Origin of the sequence: Anaerobacterium chartisolvens, from assembly GCF_003337415.1 — a bacterium.
GTDB lineage: Bacteria > Bacillota > Clostridia > Acetivibrionales > DSM-27016 > Anaerobacterium > Anaerobacterium chartisolvens.
Window position 1 is genome coordinate 127,258 of sequence record NZ_QPJT01000013.1, and the last position, 19,319, is coordinate 146,576.

Below are 19,319 nucleotides of genomic sequence, written 5' to 3' on the forward strand. Positions count from 1 at the left end.
ATATGGCGAGTGATTTGGAAAGAGCGATAAGAGTGTTGGTCGTGGACGATTCAGCATTTATGAGGAAGGTTATATCGGATATTTTAAACAGCGATAACGCTATCAGAGTTATTGACACGGCTAAAAACGGTCTGGATGCTGTTGAAAAGGCAAAGGAGCTTAAGCCCGATGTTATTACTCTTGATGTTGAAATGCCTGTAATGGACGGACTAACCTGCTTAAGGGAGCTGCTTAAGGAAATAAATGTGCCGGTTCTTATGCTCAGCGGGTTTACCAGAGAGGGTGCTGATTATACCATTAAGGCTCTTGAGGATGGCGCGGTGGATTTTATTACCAAGCCCACCAATATATTTGAAATGGCAAACGACATAAAAAAGCTTGAAGTAATTGAGAAGGTAAAAATAGCACATAAATCAACGAGAGTTAAAAGAAATTCAATAAATAATTTACATATTAAGCCAAAAAATGATATAGTAAAGAGTAGGGAAATTAAAAAAATTGTGGCAATAGGTACATCCACGGGGGGACCTAAGGCACTGCACGATGTAATACCATTAATATCCGGAAATGTGCCTGCGGCTTTCCTTGTAGTCCAGCACATGCCTCCGGGCTTTACGCGTTCTCTTGCCGAAAGGTTGAATTCAATAAGCGAGCTCACTGTGAAGGAAGCGGAGGAAGGGGATGTTATAAAACCGGGGTTTGTGTATATAGCCCCTGGGGATTATCACATGCTGGTTGAGAAAACAAAGGCAGGGGAGCTCAAGATAAGGCTGTCGAAATCTCCTCCGGAGGGGGGGCACAGACCTGCAGTCAATGTAATGATGGAGTCTCTTTCCGATACGGGGCTTACAAACATTATAGGCGTTATAATGACGGGAATGGGCTCTGATGGAAGTGAAGGTATAAAAAAGCTTAAAAATATAAACAAGGGTTATATAATTGCACAGGATGAAAAGTCATGTGTTGTATATGGAATGCCGAAGGTAGCAGTACAGACAGGGGCTGTAGATGCTGTGGTTACTCTGAAAGGGATAGCCAGGGAGATAATGAAAATTGTGGAGGTGCACAAATAATGGATATGACACAATATCTGGAAATTTTTATTGACGAGACAAAGGAACATTTGCAGGGCTTGAACCAGTCTCTTCTCCAGTTAGAGCAAAATCCTGATGATACCACTGTGTTGAATGAAATTTTCAGGGTTGCCCACACGCTGAAAGGTATGGCAGGTACAATGGGCTTTACAAAAATGGCCAGGCTTACGCATGATATGGAGAATGTATTACATGCTTTAAGAAACAATGAAATAAGCGTTACTACCAAGCTTGTGGACGTGCTGTTTAAATGCCTTGACGCGCTGGAAAATTATTTAAACAGCATAGTAAATACAAGTGGAGAGGGAGATGAGGAATATAAGGACATTATACAGGATTTAAATGATGTCCTTCATGGCAATACGGGAAACACTGATGCCGCGGAGGCGCCGCCGGATAAAGCTGCTCCCGTGGTTCAGGCCGCTTTGCCTAAGGAAGAATCCATATATCCCACTGCAAATGTGCAGCTTGATCAGTATGAGCAAAATGTAATAAACAAGGCTGTCGAAATGGGCATGAATGCTTTTAGGATAACGGTGGTGCTCAGCAAGGGATGTGTTCTTAAATCGGCAAGGTCCTTTATAATTTTTCAGACTCTTGAGCGCTATTCCGATATTATAAAGTCAATTCCCAAGGTTGAGGATATTGAGGATGAGAAATTTGATTTTGAATTTACAGTAGTGGCAGTATCAAAGGAAAGCTCGGAATTGTTTATCAAGGAGCTGAATTCCATAGCGGAAGTGGAGAAGGTTGTTATAAGTTCTTTGAGCGCCTGCCCCATTGACACGTCAGGTGAGAATAACAACGGAACCTCCGCAGAGGTTAATGCTGTAGAAACGGCGGCCGAGGAAGAGCTCTTAGAGGAAAAGGACGAGCAAAAGACTGTTGCTGCTTCTAAAAAGGCTGTTACCGGCAAAACAGTGAGGGTTGACATAAACAGGCTTGATGTACTTATGAATCTGGTGAGCGAGCTCATTATTCAGAAAACAAGGCTGGAGGGGATGGACGGAGTAGACAGATCCCAGACATTTAATGAGTCTTTGGAATCGCTTGAAAGGATTACCACAGACCTGCATGATGCGGTTATGAAGGTGAGAATGGTTCCGGTAGAGACTGTGTTCAACAGATTCCCCAGAATGGTAAGAGACATTTCAAAGGATCTCGGAAAGGAAATTGTTCTTAACATGTCAGGTGAAGAGACAGAGCTTGACAGAACTGTTATTGATGAAATAGGGGACCCGCTCATTCATATGTTGAGAAACTCCGTAGACCATGGAATAGAACCGGCTGACAAGAGAAAGGCCTCCGGCAAGCCGGTGGCAGGCCATATTAACCTCAAGGCATATCAGGATGGGAATAACGTAATTATTGAGGTATCTGACGACGGACAGGGCATTGATACCGAGAATGTCAAGAAAAAGGCTATAGAAAAAGGCCTGATAAGCAAGGAGATGGCAAATAACCTGTCTCAGAAGGACATTATAGACTTTCTTTTTAAGCCAAGCTTCAGCACCGCCAACAAGATAACAAATCTTTCAGGCAGAGGGGTAGGGCTTGATGTAGTAAAGACAAAAATTGAGTCCTTGAACGGAAGCGTTGAAGTGGAGACGGAAAAGGGAAAGGGAAGCAGGTTTATAATACGTCTTCCTCTCACTCTGGCTATAATTCAAGCGCTGCTTGTATTGATAGGCAATGAGAAATACGCCATACCCATAAGCTCGGTAAGCCAGATTATTAATATTTCTCCGGAAGATATAAAATTTGTTCAGAAGCAGGAGGTAATTCTCCTTAGAAATATGGTTGTGCCTATTATACGGCTTGATAAGGTGTTGGGTGTGCCTGCGGAGAAGTCCCAAGAGAAGCAGAAGCAGCTTACCGTGGTTATTGTAAAGAAGGGTGAGAAGCTTTCAGGATTCCTTGTGGATGTGCTGATAGGCCAGCAGGAGATAGTAATAAAATCTCTGGGAAAACTTCTTCAGGGAATTAGATGCATTGCAGGAGCCACAATACTGGGAGACGGGAATGTCGCATTAATTCTCGATGTGAATTCTTTAGCTTAAATGACCGGGGTTTGGTAAAAATTGATGGAGGTGTCGTAAATGGAGTTGTCTTCCAATACCGATGTAAGGCAATATGTTGTTTTCAAGCTTGGGCAGGATGAGTATGGAGTAGATATACAGAAGGTGACTACAATAGAGCAGGTGAAGCCCATAGCAAGGGTTCCGCGTACACCTGACTATATAAAGGGTGTGCTTAATTTAAGAGGTGACATCATACCTATAATGGATTTGAGGAAAAGATTTAACCTGCCTGTTGAACCGGACACTGAGGATACAAGGATAATAATAATTAAAATTGAAGAGATTTCAATAGGCATAATAGTTGACAGTGTTGCAGAGGTAATGAATCTGACCGAGGCCGATATAGAAAATGTTACTAACTTTACCACTGAATTTTCCTTGGATTACATAATGGGTGTAGGGAAGGCGGATGGAAGAATCGTAACACTGCTCAACATGGAAAAGCTTATTAAGCTGGAAGATAACTTATAACGCCGTAAGTTGGAAGCTGGCGGCAAATGTGCTGCTTGGCATGGAGGTGGATATGACTATTAATATTGAGGATTTAAACAACCTGCATATTGACGTATTAAGAGAGATAGGAAACATAGGTGCGGGCAGTGCTGCTACAGCCTTGGCTAAAATGCTGAACAAAAAAGTAAATATGGATGTGCCTAAAGTGAAGGTAATGGAGTTTAAAGAGGTAAGCGAAACTCTGGGAGGGGCTGAAATTCTTGTAATAGGCATATTGCTGGGAGTAAACGGGGAATTAAACGGAAATATAATGTTTATCCTTGAATACAATGCGGCACAGGTACTGGTAAATATGCTTCTGGGCAAGCCTTTAGATGAATTGAATGATTTCAACGAATTGGAGCTGTCGGCTTTAAAGGAGATTGGAAATATTCTGGCAGGTTCATATCTTTCTGCGATGTCTTCACTCACCAATTTAAATATCATGCCGTCAGTTCCGGATATAGCCATTGACATGGCAGGAGCCATACTGAGTGTCCCTGCGATTGAATTTGGTAAAATAGGAGATACGGTTTTATACATAGAGACAGAATTTTTAGATGGAAACACCAGAGTGGTAGGAGATTTTTTCCTGATACCGGATGTTGAATCGTATGAAATTTTATTAAAAGCATTGGGAGTAATAAGCTAATGGAAAATCTTATTAAGGTGGGAATGGCGGATTTGCAAACATCAGGCCATCCTTGTGTGCTTACCACCCTTGGGCTTGGCTCTTGTGTCGGCATTGCACTGTATGATTCAAATAAAAAAATAATAGGACTTGCCCATATAATGCTGCCATCGAGCCTGCAAGCAAGAAATAATTCAAATATTGCAAAATTTGCGGATACGGGAATTGTTAAAATGTTAAATGATATGCTAAAGCTTGGAGCACGCAAAGAAAATATTGTGGCTAAGCTCGCGGGAGGAGCGCAGATGTTTGCCTTCAGCGACAGCTCGGACATGATGAGAATAGGAGCAAGGAACGTTATTTCTTCAAAGGAAAAGCTTCAGGAACTGAACATTCCTATCATTACCGAGGATACGGGGGGTAATTACGGACGCACAATCGAGCTTTTTTCTGAGGATGGAAGACTATTGATAAAAACAATAGGACATGGTATAAAATACATATGATAATTATTTGGTCTGGTTACCAAATTTAAGGACAGAAGGGAATTTATATGGAGTACATTCAAAGATTACCATTCATTTTAGCGACCTTTATGGCAATAATTATGGGCTTAATAAGCAATATATACGGAAGCAGCAACAATGAGACATATATAAGAATGGCAATTTGCATGATAATATTCTTTATAATAGGTATGTATCTAAAAAACATAATTTTAAGCATTTATCACGATATAGAGGCGAAAAAGGAGAAAGAGGAGCAGGAAAAGCAGGCTGAGCTTGAGAGGCTGGAAAATGAAAAAAACAATATAAATGCTTCAAATGAACAGACACAGGAAAAAAGCGGTGTTGACTACACAGTGGGCGGTACAGATGAAGAGCTGCCGCTTGGGGAGGATTTTACTCCCTTGACCGTAAGCGAGGTAATAAATGGAAATAAACAAATGAAAAAATAGCTCTTTAAGGTTTTTTAAAGCGTAAAGGGACTTAAAGTGGTGGGGGATTTTGATGTCATCAGCCAACAGCAAACAGATAGAATTATGGAAACAATATAGTGAGTCAAAGGAGCCTGCAATAAGAGAAAAGCTTATACTTGAATACGCTCATCTGATAAAATTTATTGCAGGAAGGCTGAATATCTATTTCGGGTCAAATGTGGAATATGATGACCTGGTTGGATTTGGCGTCTTTGGGCTTATTGATGCCATTGACAAGTTTGACTTAAATAAAGGAGTAAAGTTTGAAACCTATGCCTCTCTCAGAATAAGGGGTTCAATTATAGATAGCATAAGAGAAATTGACTGGGTTCCCAGGTCTCTGCGCCAAAAGGGCAAGGAGCTTGAGAAGGTTTACTGGGAAATTGAAAACCAGTTGGGACGTTCCGCGACGGATAACGAGGTGGCAAAAAAGCTGGGGATATCCGTAGATGAATTTTATAAGCTTTTAAATGACGTAAACGTATCCTCAATGGTATCTCTCGAGGAGTTTTTAGAGCAGAATTATGAGATAGGCGTTGATCTATCAAATTCCAGCAGGGATGACAGACCCGAGAGCTATGTAGAGATATCAGAGATAAAAAATATTTTGGCGGATTCGATAGAAAAGCTTCCTGAAAAGGAAAGGACGGTAGTTTCGCTATACTATTACGAAGAATTGACGCTTAAGGAAATAAGTGCAATAATGAAGGTGTCGGAGTCAAGGATCTCACAGCTTCATACAAAGGCAATAATGCGTCTTAAGGGAAAGCTGGCAAGACATAAGACAATACTTCATGAGTAGATAGAGAGCTTGAAGGCTCAATAATATACATATATAATCTAAGAAATGCCGATGTTTAATTATCTAAAGAATGTCCTTGCAAGTTCGTCATGGCTTGTGCGGAAGTGCTAATTTGATTTAAAGCGGGGAGATTTAGAATGCATAATAATTTAAACAGGTCTTCTAAGGATGTAAATGACGGTTTTTTTGAGATTGCGTTTTCTGAGGACGGGGTTTTTCTCACGGTATACCCTCCTGTGGCAAAAGGAAAAAGGGTTGATACCTCGGAGATTTTGGAGAAGCTTAACAATAAGCGCGTTAAAAATTTTAAAAGGGAAGCGGTGGAGCTGGCTGTAATTAAGGCGGACAAAATGCCGGTTATTGTTGCGGGGCCTCAGGAGGAGGAGAAGGTGGATGCAAGAGCATCCATTGTTATCACTCCCGATAAATTGAAGGCCTTCTTAACCATAATTCCGCCTGAAAACGGAGCGGATTTGACGGCGGATCAAATTTTAAGCGCCATAAGTGATTGCAGAATTGTATATGGCATAAATAAAGCCGCTGTTGAGGACACGGCGCGTTTTCCGGTATATAACCAGATGATTTGTGTGGCTGAAGGCACCATGCCTGTTAACGGGCAGAATGGGAGGGTTGAATTTCACTTTGATTCAAACAAGCAGAGAAGGCCCACAATCCTTGAAGACGGAAGGGTTGACTACAGAGAGCTGAATCTTATAGAAAGTATTCAGAAGGGAGCCTTGCTGTGCTCGCTGTCGGCTCCTCTTAAAGGCACTAATGGAAGAAATGTATTGGGTGCCGAAATTGCTGCCTTAGACGGCAAGCCGGCGGTTCTTCCCAGGGGGAGAAATGTTGAAGCAAGTGCCGACGGGCAGTCTCTTATTGCGGCTATTGACGGACAGGTGAATTATATAGACGGAAAGGTCAGTGTTTTTTCAAATTACGAGGTACATGCCGACGTAGATAACTCGACAGGAAACATAGCATTTATAGGGAATGTTATAGTAAGAGGGAATGTACTGTCGGGATTTTCTGTTGAAGCCGGGGGAAGTGTTGAGGTTTGGGGTGTTGTAGAGGGAGCGGTTATAAAAGCGGGAGGAGACATAGTCCTTCGGCGGGGAATGCAGGGCATTGGAAAGGGTGTATTAAAGAGCGGAGGGAGTATTATTGCAAGATACATCGAACACAGCACTCTGGAAGCACAGAATAATATAACATCAGAGGCCATAATGCACAGTAATGTAAAATGCGGAAACAAGCTTGAGCTGACAGGCAGGAAGGGCCTTCTGGTAGGGGGAATATGCAAGGTGGGCAAGGAGATATCCGCAAAGGTTGTGGGATCTCATATGGCTACAGTAACGGATATCGAGGTTGGTATGGATCCTACCTTAAGGGAAAGATATAAGGCACTGAAGGAAGAAATAAATACCATGGAAGCAGATATGAAAAAGGCTGATCAGGCCATTTCCATACTTAAAAAAATAGAAGCGGCGGGTATGCTTACGCCTGATAAGCAGGAAATGATGGCTAAAAGCGTAAGAACAAAAATTTTCTTTGGAAGCAGAGTTTCGGAGCTGAGGGAAGAATTCACTCAAATTGAGGCTAAGCTTCAACAGGATGCATATGGCAAGATAAAAATATATAATTTTATATATCCCGGCTCTAAGGTTACAATAGGGAGCTGTGTTATGTATGTAAAAGAAAACCTGCAATATTGTACGCTTTATAGAGACGGAGCAGATATAAGAGTTGGGCCCATAGATAAATAGCCTTAATTTGGTGTATTTTGCATATAGGAGATGATAGTTATGTCTATAAAGCCCATTGATTTTCAGGTTATGCTGCCAAAGGCTCCTGAGGTTGCTAAAATCAGCAATGACGCGCAGCACAGAATGGATGCTTTGCAGCAGCAGCAGGCATCTGCCGTGCAGCAAAATGCACAAAACAGCACTAAGACTGTGCATTCTAAGGATAAAGCTAATGAGGCTGCCATTCATGAAAAGCAGCAAAAGGATAAGGAAGAGAAAGGCAAGGGCAAGAAAAAAGGCAAGTACAATTACAATTCCAGCAAAAAGGCTGAGCTGCAGGAAAAGACCAGTACAATAGATGTCAAAATATAACTGGAGTGTTTTTTATATGAATCAATTTTATGTCAGTATAATTTTTCTGGGTATTATCCTCATACTTGTGTCAATGGTGTGGATTGCTTATGACAGAAAAAAGTCATACGATTATGAAAAAAGAGTTGATGAAAAGAAAAATGAGCTTGAGGGCATTATAAGTGATGCCGAGCAAATGATTGATGAGCTTAACAAATTTTCCGACTATGTGGTGACAAAGATAGATTTAAAGAATGAGGAGCTTAGCTTAAAGCTTAAAAGCCTTGAGGAATACGAGAGATGCTCCGAGATGCGGCCAACAAAGCAAAATGAGTCTGCACAACCCACAATAGGGACAGCGGTGGATGTTTCTGCGGCGGATGAGGAGATATTTGCTTTTAACGGAAGGAAGGACAGCTATCTGGACACGTTGAAGGTTGAGGACGCTGTAAGCGGGATTCACGAGGCGCAAGAGGCCCGAGAGGAGGAAAAGGGAAAGAGAATTCCTCTAAACGGAAGGTACAAGGAGGTTTTAGATTTGGCACAGAAGGGTATGGATCACACTGAAATTGCCAGACTTTTAAACATGGGAAAGGGCGAGGTGCAGCTTGTACTGGGTCTGAACAGGTGACACTAAGGGGGAAAAATGAGAAACTTCCATATAAAAAGCATAGTTCTTGGGATAGGGATAGGAATGGTTCTGATATCGATTGTCAGCATGATTTATACTTCAGGAATAAAGTCCTATCAGGAAATGAGCAGGGAGGAGATTATTTCAAAGGCAAGAGAATACGGAATGGTGGATGCCAGCCTTGTGGCTGAAGCGGAAAAGAGGGCTGAGGCTGCCGCTGTGAGTGCCCGTCAGCCGTTACCCGCCGATAATGGGGCATCAAAGCCTGAGGATAATAGCGGGGCTTTAGATGAGGAGAGGCATAACGAGCCTGAAAATCAGCCTGAGCCTCCTGTGCAGCCTAAGGTAATAAGCATTGTTGTTGAGGCAGGTACAACTGCCATGGGACTGGATAGTATATTGCTGCAAAATGGACTTATAGCACAAAAGGATGCTTTCACCGACCGTTTAAAGGAATTGAAGCTTACAGGGGGAATAAGGACAGGGCGTTACAGCATAGCCGAGGGTACCGGGGTTGATGAAATAATCAGAATAGTTACCAGGAGACAATAGAATAATAAAACCGCAAATAAAGGCTCTTCATTAAAATATGAAGGGTTTTTTTATGTTCTGCAATGTACTGAAGCGGTAAATACCTTTTAAAATTATTCTTGCAAAATAATATATATGTGATATAATAATGATATCAAATAAATATTAAAGATATATAAGGGAGGCATTTATATGCTGGAAAAAGAGATAAAGGTATACTCAGGACTTAAAATGTTAATTGTCAACCTGATTATGCTGGTGCTGTCGGTAGTTATTGGTATTGCAGGGATAAAGGGAGTTATTGAAGGCGGAGCATTTTTAAATGTGGCGGAAATAATTTTAGGATGTGTACTTTTGGTAGTGTGGTGTGTACATTTAGGCGGATTTTTTACGCTTCAGCCCAACACTGCCGCCGTATTGATACTGTTTGGGGAATACAAGGGCACTGTGAAAAAGGACGGCTGGCATTTTACAAACCCCTTCTATACCAAGAAAAAGCTTTCACTGCGTTCACGCAACCTAAACGGTGAAAAGCTTAAGGTAAACGATGAGATGGGAAACCCTATAGAGATTGCGGCAGTTATTGTATGGAGGGTGGAAAATACTGCTCAGTCGTTCTTCGACGTAGAAAATTATGCCGAGTATGTAAAGATCCAAAGTGAATCTGCGCTAAGGCATCTTGCGGGGCTGTACCCGTATGACATTACTGACGAAGCCAAGCATTTATCGTTAAGGGGAAGTGCCGACGAGGTATCGGAGGCCTTAAGGCTGGAGCTTCAGGAGAGGCTTGCAAAAGCCGGAGTAGTGGTTGAGGAGGCGCGCTTAAGCCATCTTGCCTATGCGCCTGAAATAGCGGCGGCAATGCTCCAGCGGCAGCAGGCATCGGCTATTATAGCGGCGCGGCAGATGATAGTGGAGGGTGCCGTTGGAATGGTTGAAATGGCATTGGAAAAACTGAGCCAAAAGGGTGTGGTAGATCTGGATGAGGAGAGGAAGGCCGCTATGGTAAGCAATCTCATGGTAGTTTTATGCGGCGAGAGATCCACGCAGCCGGTTATAAACACTGGTACCCTTCATAATTAATACAGAGTATGGAAAGCTCATCCCTTATTTTTTAAAATAAAGAGGGCAGAACAAATAAGGGATGAGCTACTATAATGCAAGGGAGATTTCTATGGCTGATAAGGAAAAAAAGACAATACTGCTAAGGGTGAGCCCCCGTATATGGGAAGAAATAAGCCGGTGGGCAGAGGAAGAATTCAGATCTGTAAACGGACAAATTGAATATTTGCTTCAGGATGCAATCAGCAGGAGGGGTAAAACTCAAAATAAGAAACAACCGGGAGAGCCGGATTAATTGCCTAAGGAGGTAAAACATATGCTTAATGCGTCTGAAAGGTTGATGCTTTTGGCTATAAACACAGACAAAAACAAAATAGGCTATGATGCGTATAACGTCACGAGGTACGGAATTAAAGGTATTGTATTGATGGAGCTTATTGCTCTTAAAAGAGTGAAAATAGAGCACAAGAGGATAGCTGTTGTTGACGACTGCTCCACAGGAGACAGAATTCTTGATATGGTGATGGAGAAAATAAAAGCCTCGGGGCATCCCATAAAAATAGGCAGTTGGATTTTGGGATATTCCATGCTTGGCTCAAGCCTCAAAGCGGGTATAATGGACAGTCTTGAGGACAACGGGATTATAAGGCAGGAGGAGCAGAGATTTTTAGGGCTTTTTCCTATGAAGCGTTATATTGTAACGGGAATGAATCACAGGCAGGAGCTTGCCTCGAGAATAAAGAGGCTTACTCTTGGGGATAAAAATGCGGTTGGTTACGAGGAGGCTTGTATCATAAGCATTTTGGCGGTATGCGGCTATTTGAAGGCCATATTGTCAAAGGATGAGATAAAGAGTATAAAGGATAAAATAAAGCTGATAAAGAAGGGAGAGTACTTTGGGATTGAGGGTCAAGGCATCGAGGAGATTTTAAAAGGAATAAGAAATGCCATTTCTTCGGCGGCTACTGCTTCGATATGAATAAAAAATAAAAATTACTCTTGATTTTTAGAAGCTGTTATGTTATTCTATCATAGCAGTTAGCACGCAGCTTATTTGCGGCTTGCTTAAGATAAACAAATGCTTGCCGAAGTGGTGAAATTGGCAGACGCACTGGACTCAAAATCCAGCGATAGTGATATCATGTCGGTTCGAGTCCGACCTTCGGCACCAGAAAAGGCATACTTTCCGCCAACGGGAGGTCATGTCTTTTTTTACGTGGTGAAGCTTGGGGCATTATGGTATAAAGTGTTAATGACACAGATAAACAGGAATTTGATACGGAGGATATTGCTTAGAAATGGAAAAGAAAATCACAGGATCAGACTATTTATACCTTGCTTTATACGCATTTGCAGGTATAGGGTTAGAACTTATTTTAGTTGGGGTTATCGAGCCGCTATTTGGTGTATCTTTGAAAACATACACAACACTGCAAAATATTATCCATTGGGTGGTTATCTGTATAATATGGTTGATTGTAGGGGTTTTTCTTATCAACTTAGCAAGCAAAAAATACGACTTCAACCTATGGGAAAATAAAAGTAAGCTGAAGGGCTGGCAGTATACAGGAGTAGTTATCTGCCTGATTGTATCTATTGCTTCTCATTATGCGGACTGGGAAGGCTTTAAGCCTCTTTTGGAGTTTCAGCGATTAGGAATATTAAAATTTGTTTTCCAATACATTTATTATCTATTTGAAGCCTTCTTGATTTCTCTAATTGTAATCTTTGGGCAAAAGGCTTGTGAGAAATGGTTTAAGAATGAAGCTATTCCTTACGGCGGAATTTTTCTTGCTTTAACATGGGGACTTATGCACATTGTGTCAAAGGGAAGTGTTGCCGTAGGGCTGTTAGCTGCTTTTGGCGGATTTCTGTATGGCGCTGCTTATCTGGTGGTAGGGAAGGATTATAAAAAAGCCTTGCCCCTCATGTTCTTGATGTTCGTATTGTAAACAAGCGTGACAAGGGGATGGCAGACTGTGCTAAAACTCATTTGGATGGTTATGTTAGCCCCATTTATGCAATTAAAATGGCTATCATTTGGGATTGGGTATCAAAAAGCACTTAATTTTATTAAAATTACTCCCACTTTCAGTAAAGTCAATGGCGTTTTTAGCCATTTTAGCACACTCTGGCGGGGTTATTGACATCACATCGGAACGGGGGACATCCCTTAACGTAAAGGAATATTTCTTGTTTAGAAAGGTGTGTCCCCATACCTTGATTTAGCAGCTTCCGTAATGATAACTTTCAGGATTACTTTAATATTCCTATTAAAACACCAACTATCCCTACTATTAATGATATAATTGCTATTGTGTTTGAAAAGGAGTCTTGCTTTATTCTTAACAATAGCCTTTTAACAAAACCAGCTTTGGCACTTATTTTAAAAGTTGGGATTAATAAATATTCAAGGATATCAACTATAAAAATAAATATAGTACAGTAAATCATTAAAATGATAAAATTTGTTGGGTTAAGCTTTTCGAGAAAATCTAAACCAAACATTTTAACAAAAACAATTGTAAATAAAATCGTTGCTAAGGTGATTTTAATAAAGTTATTTGAAAGGAAAGAAAGACTATTTTTATATAACGATAAGTTTTCAAGAATCATATTTTCAGCCGTGGTAATCCATTCCTTATCAGTACTAATAATTTTTATAAAAGATTTACTTCTATATGATTCTAACTCTGAAAATTTAGCAACAATACAGTGAGTTACTTCGGAATCTTCACCTGTTATTTCCGCATTTATCCTATATATATTTTGAGAATTATTAATTATATTTTTAAAGTCTTGATAGGTATTCGTTTTTATTTCACCAAATTCATTTAATATTTCAGACTGGAATGTATGAAGAAATTCAGAAATAGAGGTTGATACTAATTTATCGATGAAATCTAAAAATATGTTTTTTGATTTGAATTTATATTTTGATTTTAATAATACATTCTTTTCGTATACAATTTTATTTTCCTTCCCAACAAATGCTTGTTTTATAGGATACAAAGAAATTCCTCCAATCATTTTAAACATATAACATATAATAATTATAATTGAAAATTATTGTATTTGTCCACGAAATATTGGAAGAAAAGCCGAAAAAAATTGGTTTTGAATATTAGGACTTATTGACCCTTGCAAAAAAGCTTGCATTATGGTATTTAGCCTTTGCCGCTTCGTATGCTGCATAAGCCGCTTTTTTCATATCAAACCGCCCAATAAGCTTCATTTTACCGTTTAGGGATGGGACATTCCTAACCTATTCTGGGTAAATCAGAAATATGTTTTATGCTTATTTGATAATATGATTACTTATTAACTTTATTAGCAGCATTTGATAACACTGATTTTATGCTAGCTTTTCGTATTGGCTTTTCATATATTTCGTCCAAAAATTCTCTAAAAAGCAAGTCAATTGAAACGACTAAGTCATCATCAAATGTAGATTGTTTTGATATATCACCGCCATTTGGATGTATTGATCCATTTCCTAAATCTTTAATGTAACTAAATAAATCCTTATCTAAAGATTTTGTCCATTCCTTACCTGTTCCGTCGTTTATATCTTTTTCTAAATCTTTTATCTTACTATTAAGCATACCATTTATATAACCCTGATTATATAATATTTGTTCAAGTGCTGCCCTATACATTGATATACAAGCACTATTTGCTCCAATCATCTTTGATTTACAGGAACGGGGACAGTCCTGTTTTTTTTGCTATGTACAGAGATTCCTTAAACCCAAGCTTCAGGCTCGTCTTGGATCTGCCTTTTTGTGAATTTACACCCAACATGCTTAAAAAACAGGAGTGTCCCCATCCTCTAGCATTTTAAATGATTTATATACTGTTCTTATGTAACATCATGAAACCTATTAGCATATATTGCTCATGGGAAAGATTTTTTCTCGCGACTCTTTTTGTCTAAATAACTTCTTCCAGAATTGAATGAGGAAGAGAAAGGAAAGTGGTTTAGATATGAGCATAAAAAATATTTACAAAGGAGTTATGGGAAGCATAATTTTTATATTGGCCATACTTAGCTTCTTTTCTAAATAACTTTTCCAGCAACCTATAGAAATATAGGTTGTTGTTGTGTATGTTTTACAAGACTTTCTTTTAATATCTATTGATATGAACGTTATTTATCTTTGATTTCAGATTCCTTTAGAAATTGTTGTTTAAACTCTTCAAAACCAATTAAAAATTGAGGGTGCTTCTCTAAATAGAGATTCAGCAAATCTATACGCTTCAATGTGCTTGAACTTACATTATGCTCAATTAATTCTGTCTCCACCAGAAGATTGTCACAAATTCCAATATTATCTAGAAATTTTTCTATAATATTGTGTCTTTTTAACAGGAATTCACCGATTTCTCTCCCCTGATCTGTTAAAAAAATAATTCCATACTTCTCATATTTCAAAAAACCCAATTCAGTTAACTTCTGCACCATCTTAGTAGCTGAAGAAGGCTTTACATTCAGCATATCAGCAAGTATGTTGATTCGCATATACCCCTCTGTCAGAATATTTCGATAAATCATCTCCAGATAATCTTCCATTGCTGATGTAAGCTGCCTGTTAGTCTGTTCAATTAGCTGATATCCTCGTACTGTATGAAATTCCTGATTCTTGTTCATGAATACAAATCTCCTACATTTATCAATGATAATTTTTACCCATACATAATTTATATGCGTAACACATTCATTCTATGTTACATATGTTAGTGTAGGGAAAAATTTTTTTTCCCCACTGAAAATGAATAAATAATGTATAGACATAATCATTTGTTGGAGGTTTTAAATTATGGACAACAAATTCATTCCACTGAATTTCTTACAATTAGGGAAAAAAGCTAAGGTAAAGGTACTTACTTCCGATGGAACAATCCGCAGAAGAATGCTGGATTTAGGCTTAATATCCGATACCGAAGTGGAAGCCTTGCAGAAAAGCCCTTCCGGAGACCCCATTGCATATCATATCCGGGGTGCTGTTATTGCCCTTCGTTCTGAAGAAGCATCGAAAATACTGGTTGAAGCTCTTTGATATGTTCTAAAAAATCCATGAAATAAAAGGAGGTCTTATAAAAATGGGATTAACCAGCCAGTCAACTGGGGCAAGTGTATTGGGAAGTGAGCTGAAAGTCGAACGTATCACCCCTGATGATAAAGTGATTGCACTTGCAGGAAATCCAAATGTGGGAAAGAGTACTGTATTTAACAGCTTGACAGGACTTAACCAGCACACCGGCAACTGGCCGGGTAAGACGGTTAACAATGCACAAGGAAAGTATACGCACAAAGATAAAAACTTTATTATGGTGGATATACCGGGTACATATTCACTTATGGCTAACTCGGTAGAAGAAGAAATTGCAAGAGATTTTGTGTGCTTCGGCAAACCCGATGCTACCGTTGTAGTAGCCGATGCAACTTGCCTGGAAAGAAACTTGAATCTGGTCCTTCAAACCTTGGAAATTACAGACAAGGTGGTTGTATGCGTCAACTTGATTGATGAAGCAAAAAGAAAAAAGATTAACATAAACTTTGCTGAATTATCCAAACGTCTGGGAGTACCTGTAATTCCGACGAATGCCCGCAGCAATAAAGGCCTGAAAGAATTAATGGATACGGTTTATGAAATTGCCAACAAGCATATTGCTACAAATCCCATAGATATTACATATGATGCTGCCATTGAACAGGCAGTAAAAATGCTGCAGACGAAAATCTGGGAACTGGTGGACGGTAAAATCAATAACCGCTGGGTAGCACTCAAGCTTTTAGATGGAGATCCTACTTTATTGAAATCATTGGATAAATACCTTGGCTTTAATCTCCTGAACAATGTTGAGTTGCTTGCGCTTCTGGATACAGCAAAAAAGCACCTGACTGATAGCGGCATCCAGCCAGAATATCTGCGTGATAAAATTGTATCAAGGCTTGTACGCATTGCAGAGGATATCAGCAGTGATACCGTGACCTTCGAAAACAAGCAGTATAACCGTATGGATAGAAAAATCGACAGTATCCTTACCTCAAGGATTTTTGGTATACCTATCATGTTAGGCCTGCTGGCAGGAGTTTTTTGGCTTACCATAGCAGGTGCCAATGTTCCTTCCGCAATGCTTGCGGATTTTCTCTTTGGAATTGAAGATAAGCTGACGGAGTTCTTTATGTGGGCAGGGTCACCTGAGTGGCTACATGGCATATTGATCCTTGGTATATACCGTACACTAGCCTGGGTTGTATCGGTTATGCTGCCCCCAATGGCAATATTTTTCCCCTTGTTTACACTGCTTGAAGACTTGGGATATTTACCCAGAGTTGCTTTTAATCTGGATAACTTCTTTAAAAAAGCATGTGCCCATGGAAAACAGGCTCTATCAATGTGTATGGGTTTTGGCTGTAATGCTGCTGGAGTTATCGGATGCAGGATCATTGACTCTCCAAGGGAACGTTTGATTGCCACCCTTACCAATGTTTTTGTCCCATGTAATGGCCGTTTCCCCACACTGATTGCTATTGGCACCATCTTTATCGGCGGAACGGTAGGCGGCGCTTTTCAATCAGCAACTTCAACCCTTGCACTTACGGGTATTGTTTTACTGGGAATTCTTATGACGCTGCTGGTATCCAGAATCCTTTCCATGACAATACTAAAAGGTATTCCTTCTTCTTTCACACTAGAGCTGCCCCCTTATCGGAAGCCACAGATTGGTAGAATCATCGTTCGTTCCGTATTGGATAGAACCCTTTTTGTTCTGGGTCGTGCAGTTGTCATTGCAGCCCCTGCAGGACTGGTAATCTGGATCATGGCAAATATTATGGTGGGTGATATCAGCCTTTTAACTCATGCAGCCAATTTCCTCGATCCCTTCGGCAAATTGCTGGGAATGGATGGTTATATTATGATGGCGTTTGTCCTTGGTTTACCTGCCAATGAAATCGTAGTACCTATTATGATTATGAGTTATATGGCCTCCGGTTCTATGCTAGAGCTGGAAGAACTGGAGGATTTAAGACAGCTTTTTGTATCCCATGGCTGGACCTGGCTTACCGGAGTATGCGTGATGTTGTTCTCACTCATGCACTTCCCCTGTGGTACTACCTTGTGGACCATCCGAAAGGAAACACAGAGCATGAAATGGACGCTGGCCTCCTTTGCCATTCCCACTGCGGCTGGAATCATCGTATGCTTTGTTGTAGCTAATGCAGTACGTCTACTGGGATTAGTTTGAATCACTCGCAGACTGGATTTAGGTATTTAGGGGACGCTCCTGTTTTTTCTATAAAGAGCCCCCTTAAACCCAAGCTTCAGGATCGTCTTAGGCCTGCCTTTTTGTGAATTTACATCCAAATATACTTTAAAAACAGGAGCGTCCCCATCTCCTATAAACGGCTCCCGAGTCAAAATTTGTAGAAAACCTGTTGATTTTGCCGATAATTTCTAATAAAATATAATAGTATAAATATTTGTAAAATTTTCAGTTATTTTGGTGCTGGCTTTAAGGGGGGTGAATCAATTCATTTTTATTATTATTTATGCCGACAGTGGCAGAATGGGGGAATTTTATGTTTAAAAAGTTTTTAGTGTCATTAATTGTATTCAGCATGCTTGTTACATGCTGTATTACTGCCCAGACATATGCGGCAGAGCTGAAAATAGGTGCCTGGGTTGGAGTGCAACCCACTGAAGCTGAGCTGACTGCATACCAAGGGCTTCAGCAAAGGAAGCTTGATATCGTACACCAGTTTATTAACTGGTCGACTAATTTTGACTGGGTCAAGCCATACGCGGACGCTGTTTATAAAAACAGTTCAACATTGATGATTACATGGGAGCCATGGGAGTATAATACTGCCGATATAAAGGATGGAAGGGCAGATGCTTATATAACTAAAATGGCTCAGGATATAAAATCCTACGGCAAGGAAATATGGTTAAGGCCTCTTCACGAGGCTAACGGCAATTGGTATCCATGGGCTATAGGGTATCCCGGCAAGGTGAACACAAACGATACATACAAAGCCGCGTTCAAGCACATTGTAACTATCTTCCGCAACAATGGAGTTTCAAACGTCAAATGGGTGTATACCGTCAACTGCTCCAATGTAGGTGACGGTACAAGCTACACCGGGTTCTATCCCGGGGATGACTATGTGGACTACACTTCTATCGATGGGTACAATTGGGGCACCACCCAATCCTGGGGTAGCGTGTGGCAAACCTTCGATGAGATTTTTTCGCAGCCTTATAATGCGCTGAAAGCAATAGACAAGCCCATAATGATAGCGGAATGGGCTTCAACTGAAATTGGAGGAGACAAGGCAAAATGGATCTCTGAATCATTTAATACTATATCGGCCTCTTATAGCCGTATTTTTGCTGCCGTATGGTTTAGTGAAAATAAAGAAACCGACTGGAGAATAAATTCAAGCAGCACCGCCCTTGAAGCGTATAGACGGGCAGTAAGCCCGGCAGCAGTAAAATACGGAGATTTAAATAATGACCAAGAAGTTAACTCAACAGACTTTGCAATATTAAAAGCCTTTTTGTTAGGCATCATAAAGGATGTTGATAGAACGGCTGCTGATCTGAATGCTGACGGAGACGTAAATTCAACGGATTCTGCCATCATGAAAAGATATATTCTGGGTATAATCACAACTCTTCCCGTGTGACAAGGGGACGGCAGAGCAATGTCATAAAGCTATAGATACAAAATTTGGTATTTAGCCATTCTCTATAATTGTAACACAAACTTAATACAAAAATGCAAAAAGGCACTTGACTTTTTCAAAGCGCCTTAATAATTGAGATGGATACCTTTTTTTGAAGGTATATCTTCTTAAGTATTGGGTGACAAAGATGTCTAAGAACTTCATAAATTCTCTTGAAATAGC

General features: G+C 40.1%; 21 protein-coding genes and 1 tRNA gene. 19 read left to right on the plus strand and 3 right to left on the minus strand.

The genetic code is table 11. The features are described 5' to 3' along the window. The first annotated feature begins 2 nt into the window (after window positions 1-2). From DFR58_RS12475 to DFR58_RS12550, 16 genes are all read left to right on the plus strand, one after another. Window positions 3-1,073, plus strand: a complete 1,071-nt coding sequence (locus DFR58_RS12475) for a protein-glutamate methylesterase/protein-glutamine glutaminase (RefSeq protein WP_114298184.1) — start codon at window positions 3-5, stop codon at window positions 1,071-1,073. Then, entirely contained in the window at window positions 1,073-3,154 is a 2,082-nt protein-coding gene (locus DFR58_RS12480; RefSeq protein ID WP_114298185.1) for a chemotaxis protein CheA, read from the plus strand. The genes DFR58_RS12475 and DFR58_RS12480 overlap by 1 nt, the downstream gene beginning before the upstream one ends. 39 nt (window positions 3,155-3,193) lie before the next feature. Next, the gene (locus DFR58_RS12485) at window positions 3,194-3,646 is read left to right on the plus strand and encodes a chemotaxis protein CheW (RefSeq protein WP_114298186.1); all 453 of its coding nucleotides are present in this window, start codon (window positions 3,194-3,196) and stop codon (window positions 3,644-3,646) included. Window positions 3,647-3,698: 52 nt separating this feature from the next. Further along, window positions 3,699-4,319, plus strand: a complete 621-nt coding sequence (locus DFR58_RS12490) for a chemotaxis protein CheC (RefSeq protein WP_114298210.1) — start codon at window positions 3,699-3,701, stop codon at window positions 4,317-4,319. Continuing rightward, on the plus strand, window positions 4,319-4,804 hold the full coding sequence (locus DFR58_RS12495) for a chemotaxis protein CheD (RefSeq protein WP_114298187.1): 486 nt from the start codon (window positions 4,319-4,321) through the stop codon (window positions 4,802-4,804). The genes DFR58_RS12490 and DFR58_RS12495 overlap by 1 nt, the downstream gene beginning before the upstream one ends. Window positions 4,805-4,893: 89 nt before the next feature. Then, complete coding sequence (locus DFR58_RS12500) at window positions 4,894-5,256, plus strand: DUF6019 family protein (protein ID WP_207659225.1); 363 nt, start codon at window positions 4,894-4,896, stop codon at window positions 5,254-5,256. Between the two features lie 52 nt (window positions 5,257-5,308). Beyond that, a complete protein-coding gene (locus tag DFR58_RS12505; RefSeq protein WP_114298189.1) occupies window positions 5,309-6,079 on the plus strand; it encodes a FliA/WhiG family RNA polymerase sigma factor in 771 nt (256 codons plus the stop codon). Between the two features lie 137 nt (window positions 6,080-6,216). Further along, window positions 6,217-7,845, plus strand: coding sequence for a FapA family protein (locus DFR58_RS12510; protein ID WP_114298190.1), 1,629 nt, complete (start codon window positions 6,217-6,219; stop codon window positions 7,843-7,845). A 39-nt stretch (window positions 7,846-7,884) separates the two neighbouring features. After that, window positions 7,885-8,196: a hypothetical protein gene (locus tag DFR58_RS12515; RefSeq protein ID WP_114298191.1), complete on the plus strand. Its 312-nt coding sequence runs from the start codon at window positions 7,885-7,887 to the stop codon at window positions 8,194-8,196. Between the two features lie 16 nt (window positions 8,197-8,212). After that, on the plus strand, window positions 8,213-8,806 hold the full coding sequence (locus DFR58_RS12520; protein ID WP_114298192.1) for a DUF6115 domain-containing protein: 594 nt from the start codon (window positions 8,213-8,215) through the stop codon (window positions 8,804-8,806). A gap of 15 nt (window positions 8,807-8,821) precedes the next feature. Continuing rightward, entirely contained in the window at window positions 8,822-9,358 is a 537-nt protein-coding gene (locus tag DFR58_RS12525) for a hypothetical protein (protein WP_114298193.1), read from the plus strand. Window positions 9,359-9,529: 171 nt separating this feature from the next. After that, a complete protein-coding gene (locus tag DFR58_RS12530) occupies window positions 9,530-10,420 on the plus strand; it encodes an SPFH domain-containing protein (RefSeq protein ID WP_114298194.1) in 891 nt (296 codons plus the stop codon). A gap of 91 nt (window positions 10,421-10,511) precedes the next feature. After that, a complete protein-coding gene (locus DFR58_RS12535; RefSeq protein WP_114298211.1) occupies window positions 10,512-10,694 on the plus strand; it encodes a type II toxin-antitoxin system antitoxin in 183 nt (60 codons plus the stop codon). A 21-nt stretch (window positions 10,695-10,715) separates the two neighbouring features. Beyond that, window positions 10,716-11,378 (plus strand): GOLPH3/VPS74 family protein, encoded by a 663-nt coding sequence (locus DFR58_RS12540; protein WP_114298195.1) that lies wholly within the window; start codon window positions 10,716-10,718, stop codon window positions 11,376-11,378. A gap of 105 nt (window positions 11,379-11,483) precedes the next feature. Beyond that, window positions 11,484-11,570 (plus strand) — tRNA-Leu (locus DFR58_RS12545). Between the two features lie 127 nt (window positions 11,571-11,697). Further along, window positions 11,698-12,351 (plus strand): hypothetical protein, encoded by a 654-nt coding sequence (locus DFR58_RS12550; RefSeq protein WP_114298196.1) that lies wholly within the window; start codon window positions 11,698-11,700, stop codon window positions 12,349-12,351. 304 nt (window positions 12,352-12,655) lie between these two features. On the opposite strand, the gene DFR58_RS12555 is transcribed toward DFR58_RS12550, so the two are convergent. The 3 genes from DFR58_RS12555 to DFR58_RS12565 all read right to left on the minus strand — a co-directional run bounded on the left by DFR58_RS12555 (window position 12,656) and on the right by DFR58_RS12565 (window position 15,050). Then, the gene (locus DFR58_RS12555) at window positions 12,656-13,438 is read right to left on the minus strand and encodes a hypothetical protein (protein WP_207659226.1); all 783 of its coding nucleotides are present in this window, start codon (window positions 13,436-13,438) and stop codon (window positions 12,656-12,658) included. 275 nt (window positions 13,439-13,713) lie between these two features. Beyond that, window positions 13,714-14,088 carry a DUF4145 domain-containing protein gene (locus DFR58_RS12560; protein ID WP_114298198.1) on the minus strand — a complete coding sequence of 125 codons (375 nt, stop codon included), beginning with the start codon at window positions 14,086-14,088 and terminating at the stop codon, window positions 13,714-13,716. 461 nt (window positions 14,089-14,549) lie between these two features. Beyond that, window positions 14,550-15,050: a metal-dependent transcriptional regulator gene (locus DFR58_RS12565; RefSeq protein ID WP_114298199.1), complete on the minus strand. Its 501-nt coding sequence runs from the start codon at window positions 15,048-15,050 to the stop codon at window positions 14,550-14,552. A 169-nt stretch (window positions 15,051-15,219) separates the two neighbouring features. Between DFR58_RS12565 and DFR58_RS12570 the strand changes: the two genes are divergently transcribed. From DFR58_RS12570 to DFR58_RS12580, 3 genes are all read left to right on the plus strand, one after another. After that, entirely contained in the window at window positions 15,220-15,459 is a 240-nt protein-coding gene (locus DFR58_RS12570; RefSeq protein ID WP_114298200.1) for a FeoA family protein, read from the plus strand. A 43-nt stretch (window positions 15,460-15,502) separates the two neighbouring features. After that, complete coding sequence (gene feoB / locus DFR58_RS12575) at window positions 15,503-17,653, plus strand: ferrous iron transport protein B (RefSeq protein ID WP_114298201.1); 2,151 nt, start codon at window positions 15,503-15,505, stop codon at window positions 17,651-17,653. A gap of 334 nt (window positions 17,654-17,987) precedes the next feature. Continuing rightward, complete coding sequence (locus DFR58_RS12580) at window positions 17,988-19,097, plus strand: dockerin type I domain-containing protein (protein ID WP_114298202.1); 1,110 nt, start codon at window positions 17,988-17,990, stop codon at window positions 19,095-19,097. Window positions 19,098-19,319 lie beyond the last annotated feature (222 nt).

Coding starts and splice junctions, on each gene's coding strand:
- DFR58_RS12475 (WP_114298184.1), top strand. CDS start 3: ATGGCGAGTGATTTGGAAAGAGCGATAAGAGTGTTGGTCGTGGACGAT.
- DFR58_RS12480 (WP_114298185.1), top strand. CDS start 1,073: ATGGATATGACACAATATCTGGAAATTTTTATTGACGAGACAAAGGAA.
- DFR58_RS12485 (WP_114298186.1), top strand. CDS start 3,194: ATGGAGTTGTCTTCCAATACCGATGTAAGGCAATATGTTGTTTTCAAG.
- DFR58_RS12490 (WP_114298210.1), top strand. CDS start 3,699: ATGACTATTAATATTGAGGATTTAAACAACCTGCATATTGACGTATTA.
- DFR58_RS12495 (WP_114298187.1), top strand. CDS start 4,319: ATGGAAAATCTTATTAAGGTGGGAATGGCGGATTTGCAAACATCAGGC.
- DFR58_RS12500 (WP_207659225.1), top strand. CDS start 4,894: ATGGCAATAATTATGGGCTTAATAAGCAATATATACGGAAGCAGCAAC.
- DFR58_RS12505 (WP_114298189.1), top strand. CDS start 5,309: ATGTCATCAGCCAACAGCAAACAGATAGAATTATGGAAACAATATAGT.
- DFR58_RS12510 (WP_114298190.1), top strand. CDS start 6,217: ATGCATAATAATTTAAACAGGTCTTCTAAGGATGTAAATGACGGTTTT.
- DFR58_RS12515 (WP_114298191.1), top strand. CDS start 7,885: ATGTCTATAAAGCCCATTGATTTTCAGGTTATGCTGCCAAAGGCTCCT.
- DFR58_RS12520 (WP_114298192.1), top strand. CDS start 8,213: ATGAATCAATTTTATGTCAGTATAATTTTTCTGGGTATTATCCTCATA.
- DFR58_RS12525 (WP_114298193.1), top strand. CDS start 8,822: ATGAGAAACTTCCATATAAAAAGCATAGTTCTTGGGATAGGGATAGGA.
- DFR58_RS12530 (WP_114298194.1), top strand. CDS start 9,530: ATGCTGGAAAAAGAGATAAAGGTATACTCAGGACTTAAAATGTTAATT.
- DFR58_RS12535 (WP_114298211.1), top strand. CDS start 10,512: ATGGCTGATAAGGAAAAAAAGACAATACTGCTAAGGGTGAGCCCCCGT.
- DFR58_RS12540 (WP_114298195.1), top strand. CDS start 10,716: ATGCTTAATGCGTCTGAAAGGTTGATGCTTTTGGCTATAAACACAGAC.
- DFR58_RS12550 (WP_114298196.1), top strand. CDS start 11,698: ATGGAAAAGAAAATCACAGGATCAGACTATTTATACCTTGCTTTATAC.
- DFR58_RS12555 (WP_207659226.1), bottom strand. CDS start 13,438: ATGTTTAAAATGATTGGAGGAATTTCTTTGTATCCTATAAAACAAGCA.
- DFR58_RS12560 (WP_114298198.1), bottom strand. CDS start 14,088: ATGATTGGAGCAAATAGTGCTTGTATATCAATGTATAGGGCAGCACTT.
- DFR58_RS12565 (WP_114298199.1), bottom strand. CDS start 15,050: ATGAACAAGAATCAGGAATTTCATACAGTACGAGGATATCAGCTAATT.
- DFR58_RS12570 (WP_114298200.1), top strand. CDS start 15,220: ATGGACAACAAATTCATTCCACTGAATTTCTTACAATTAGGGAAAAAA.
- feoB (WP_114298201.1), top strand. CDS start 15,503: ATGGGATTAACCAGCCAGTCAACTGGGGCAAGTGTATTGGGAAGTGAG.
- DFR58_RS12580 (WP_114298202.1), top strand. CDS start 17,988: ATGTTTAAAAAGTTTTTAGTGTCATTAATTGTATTCAGCATGCTTGTT.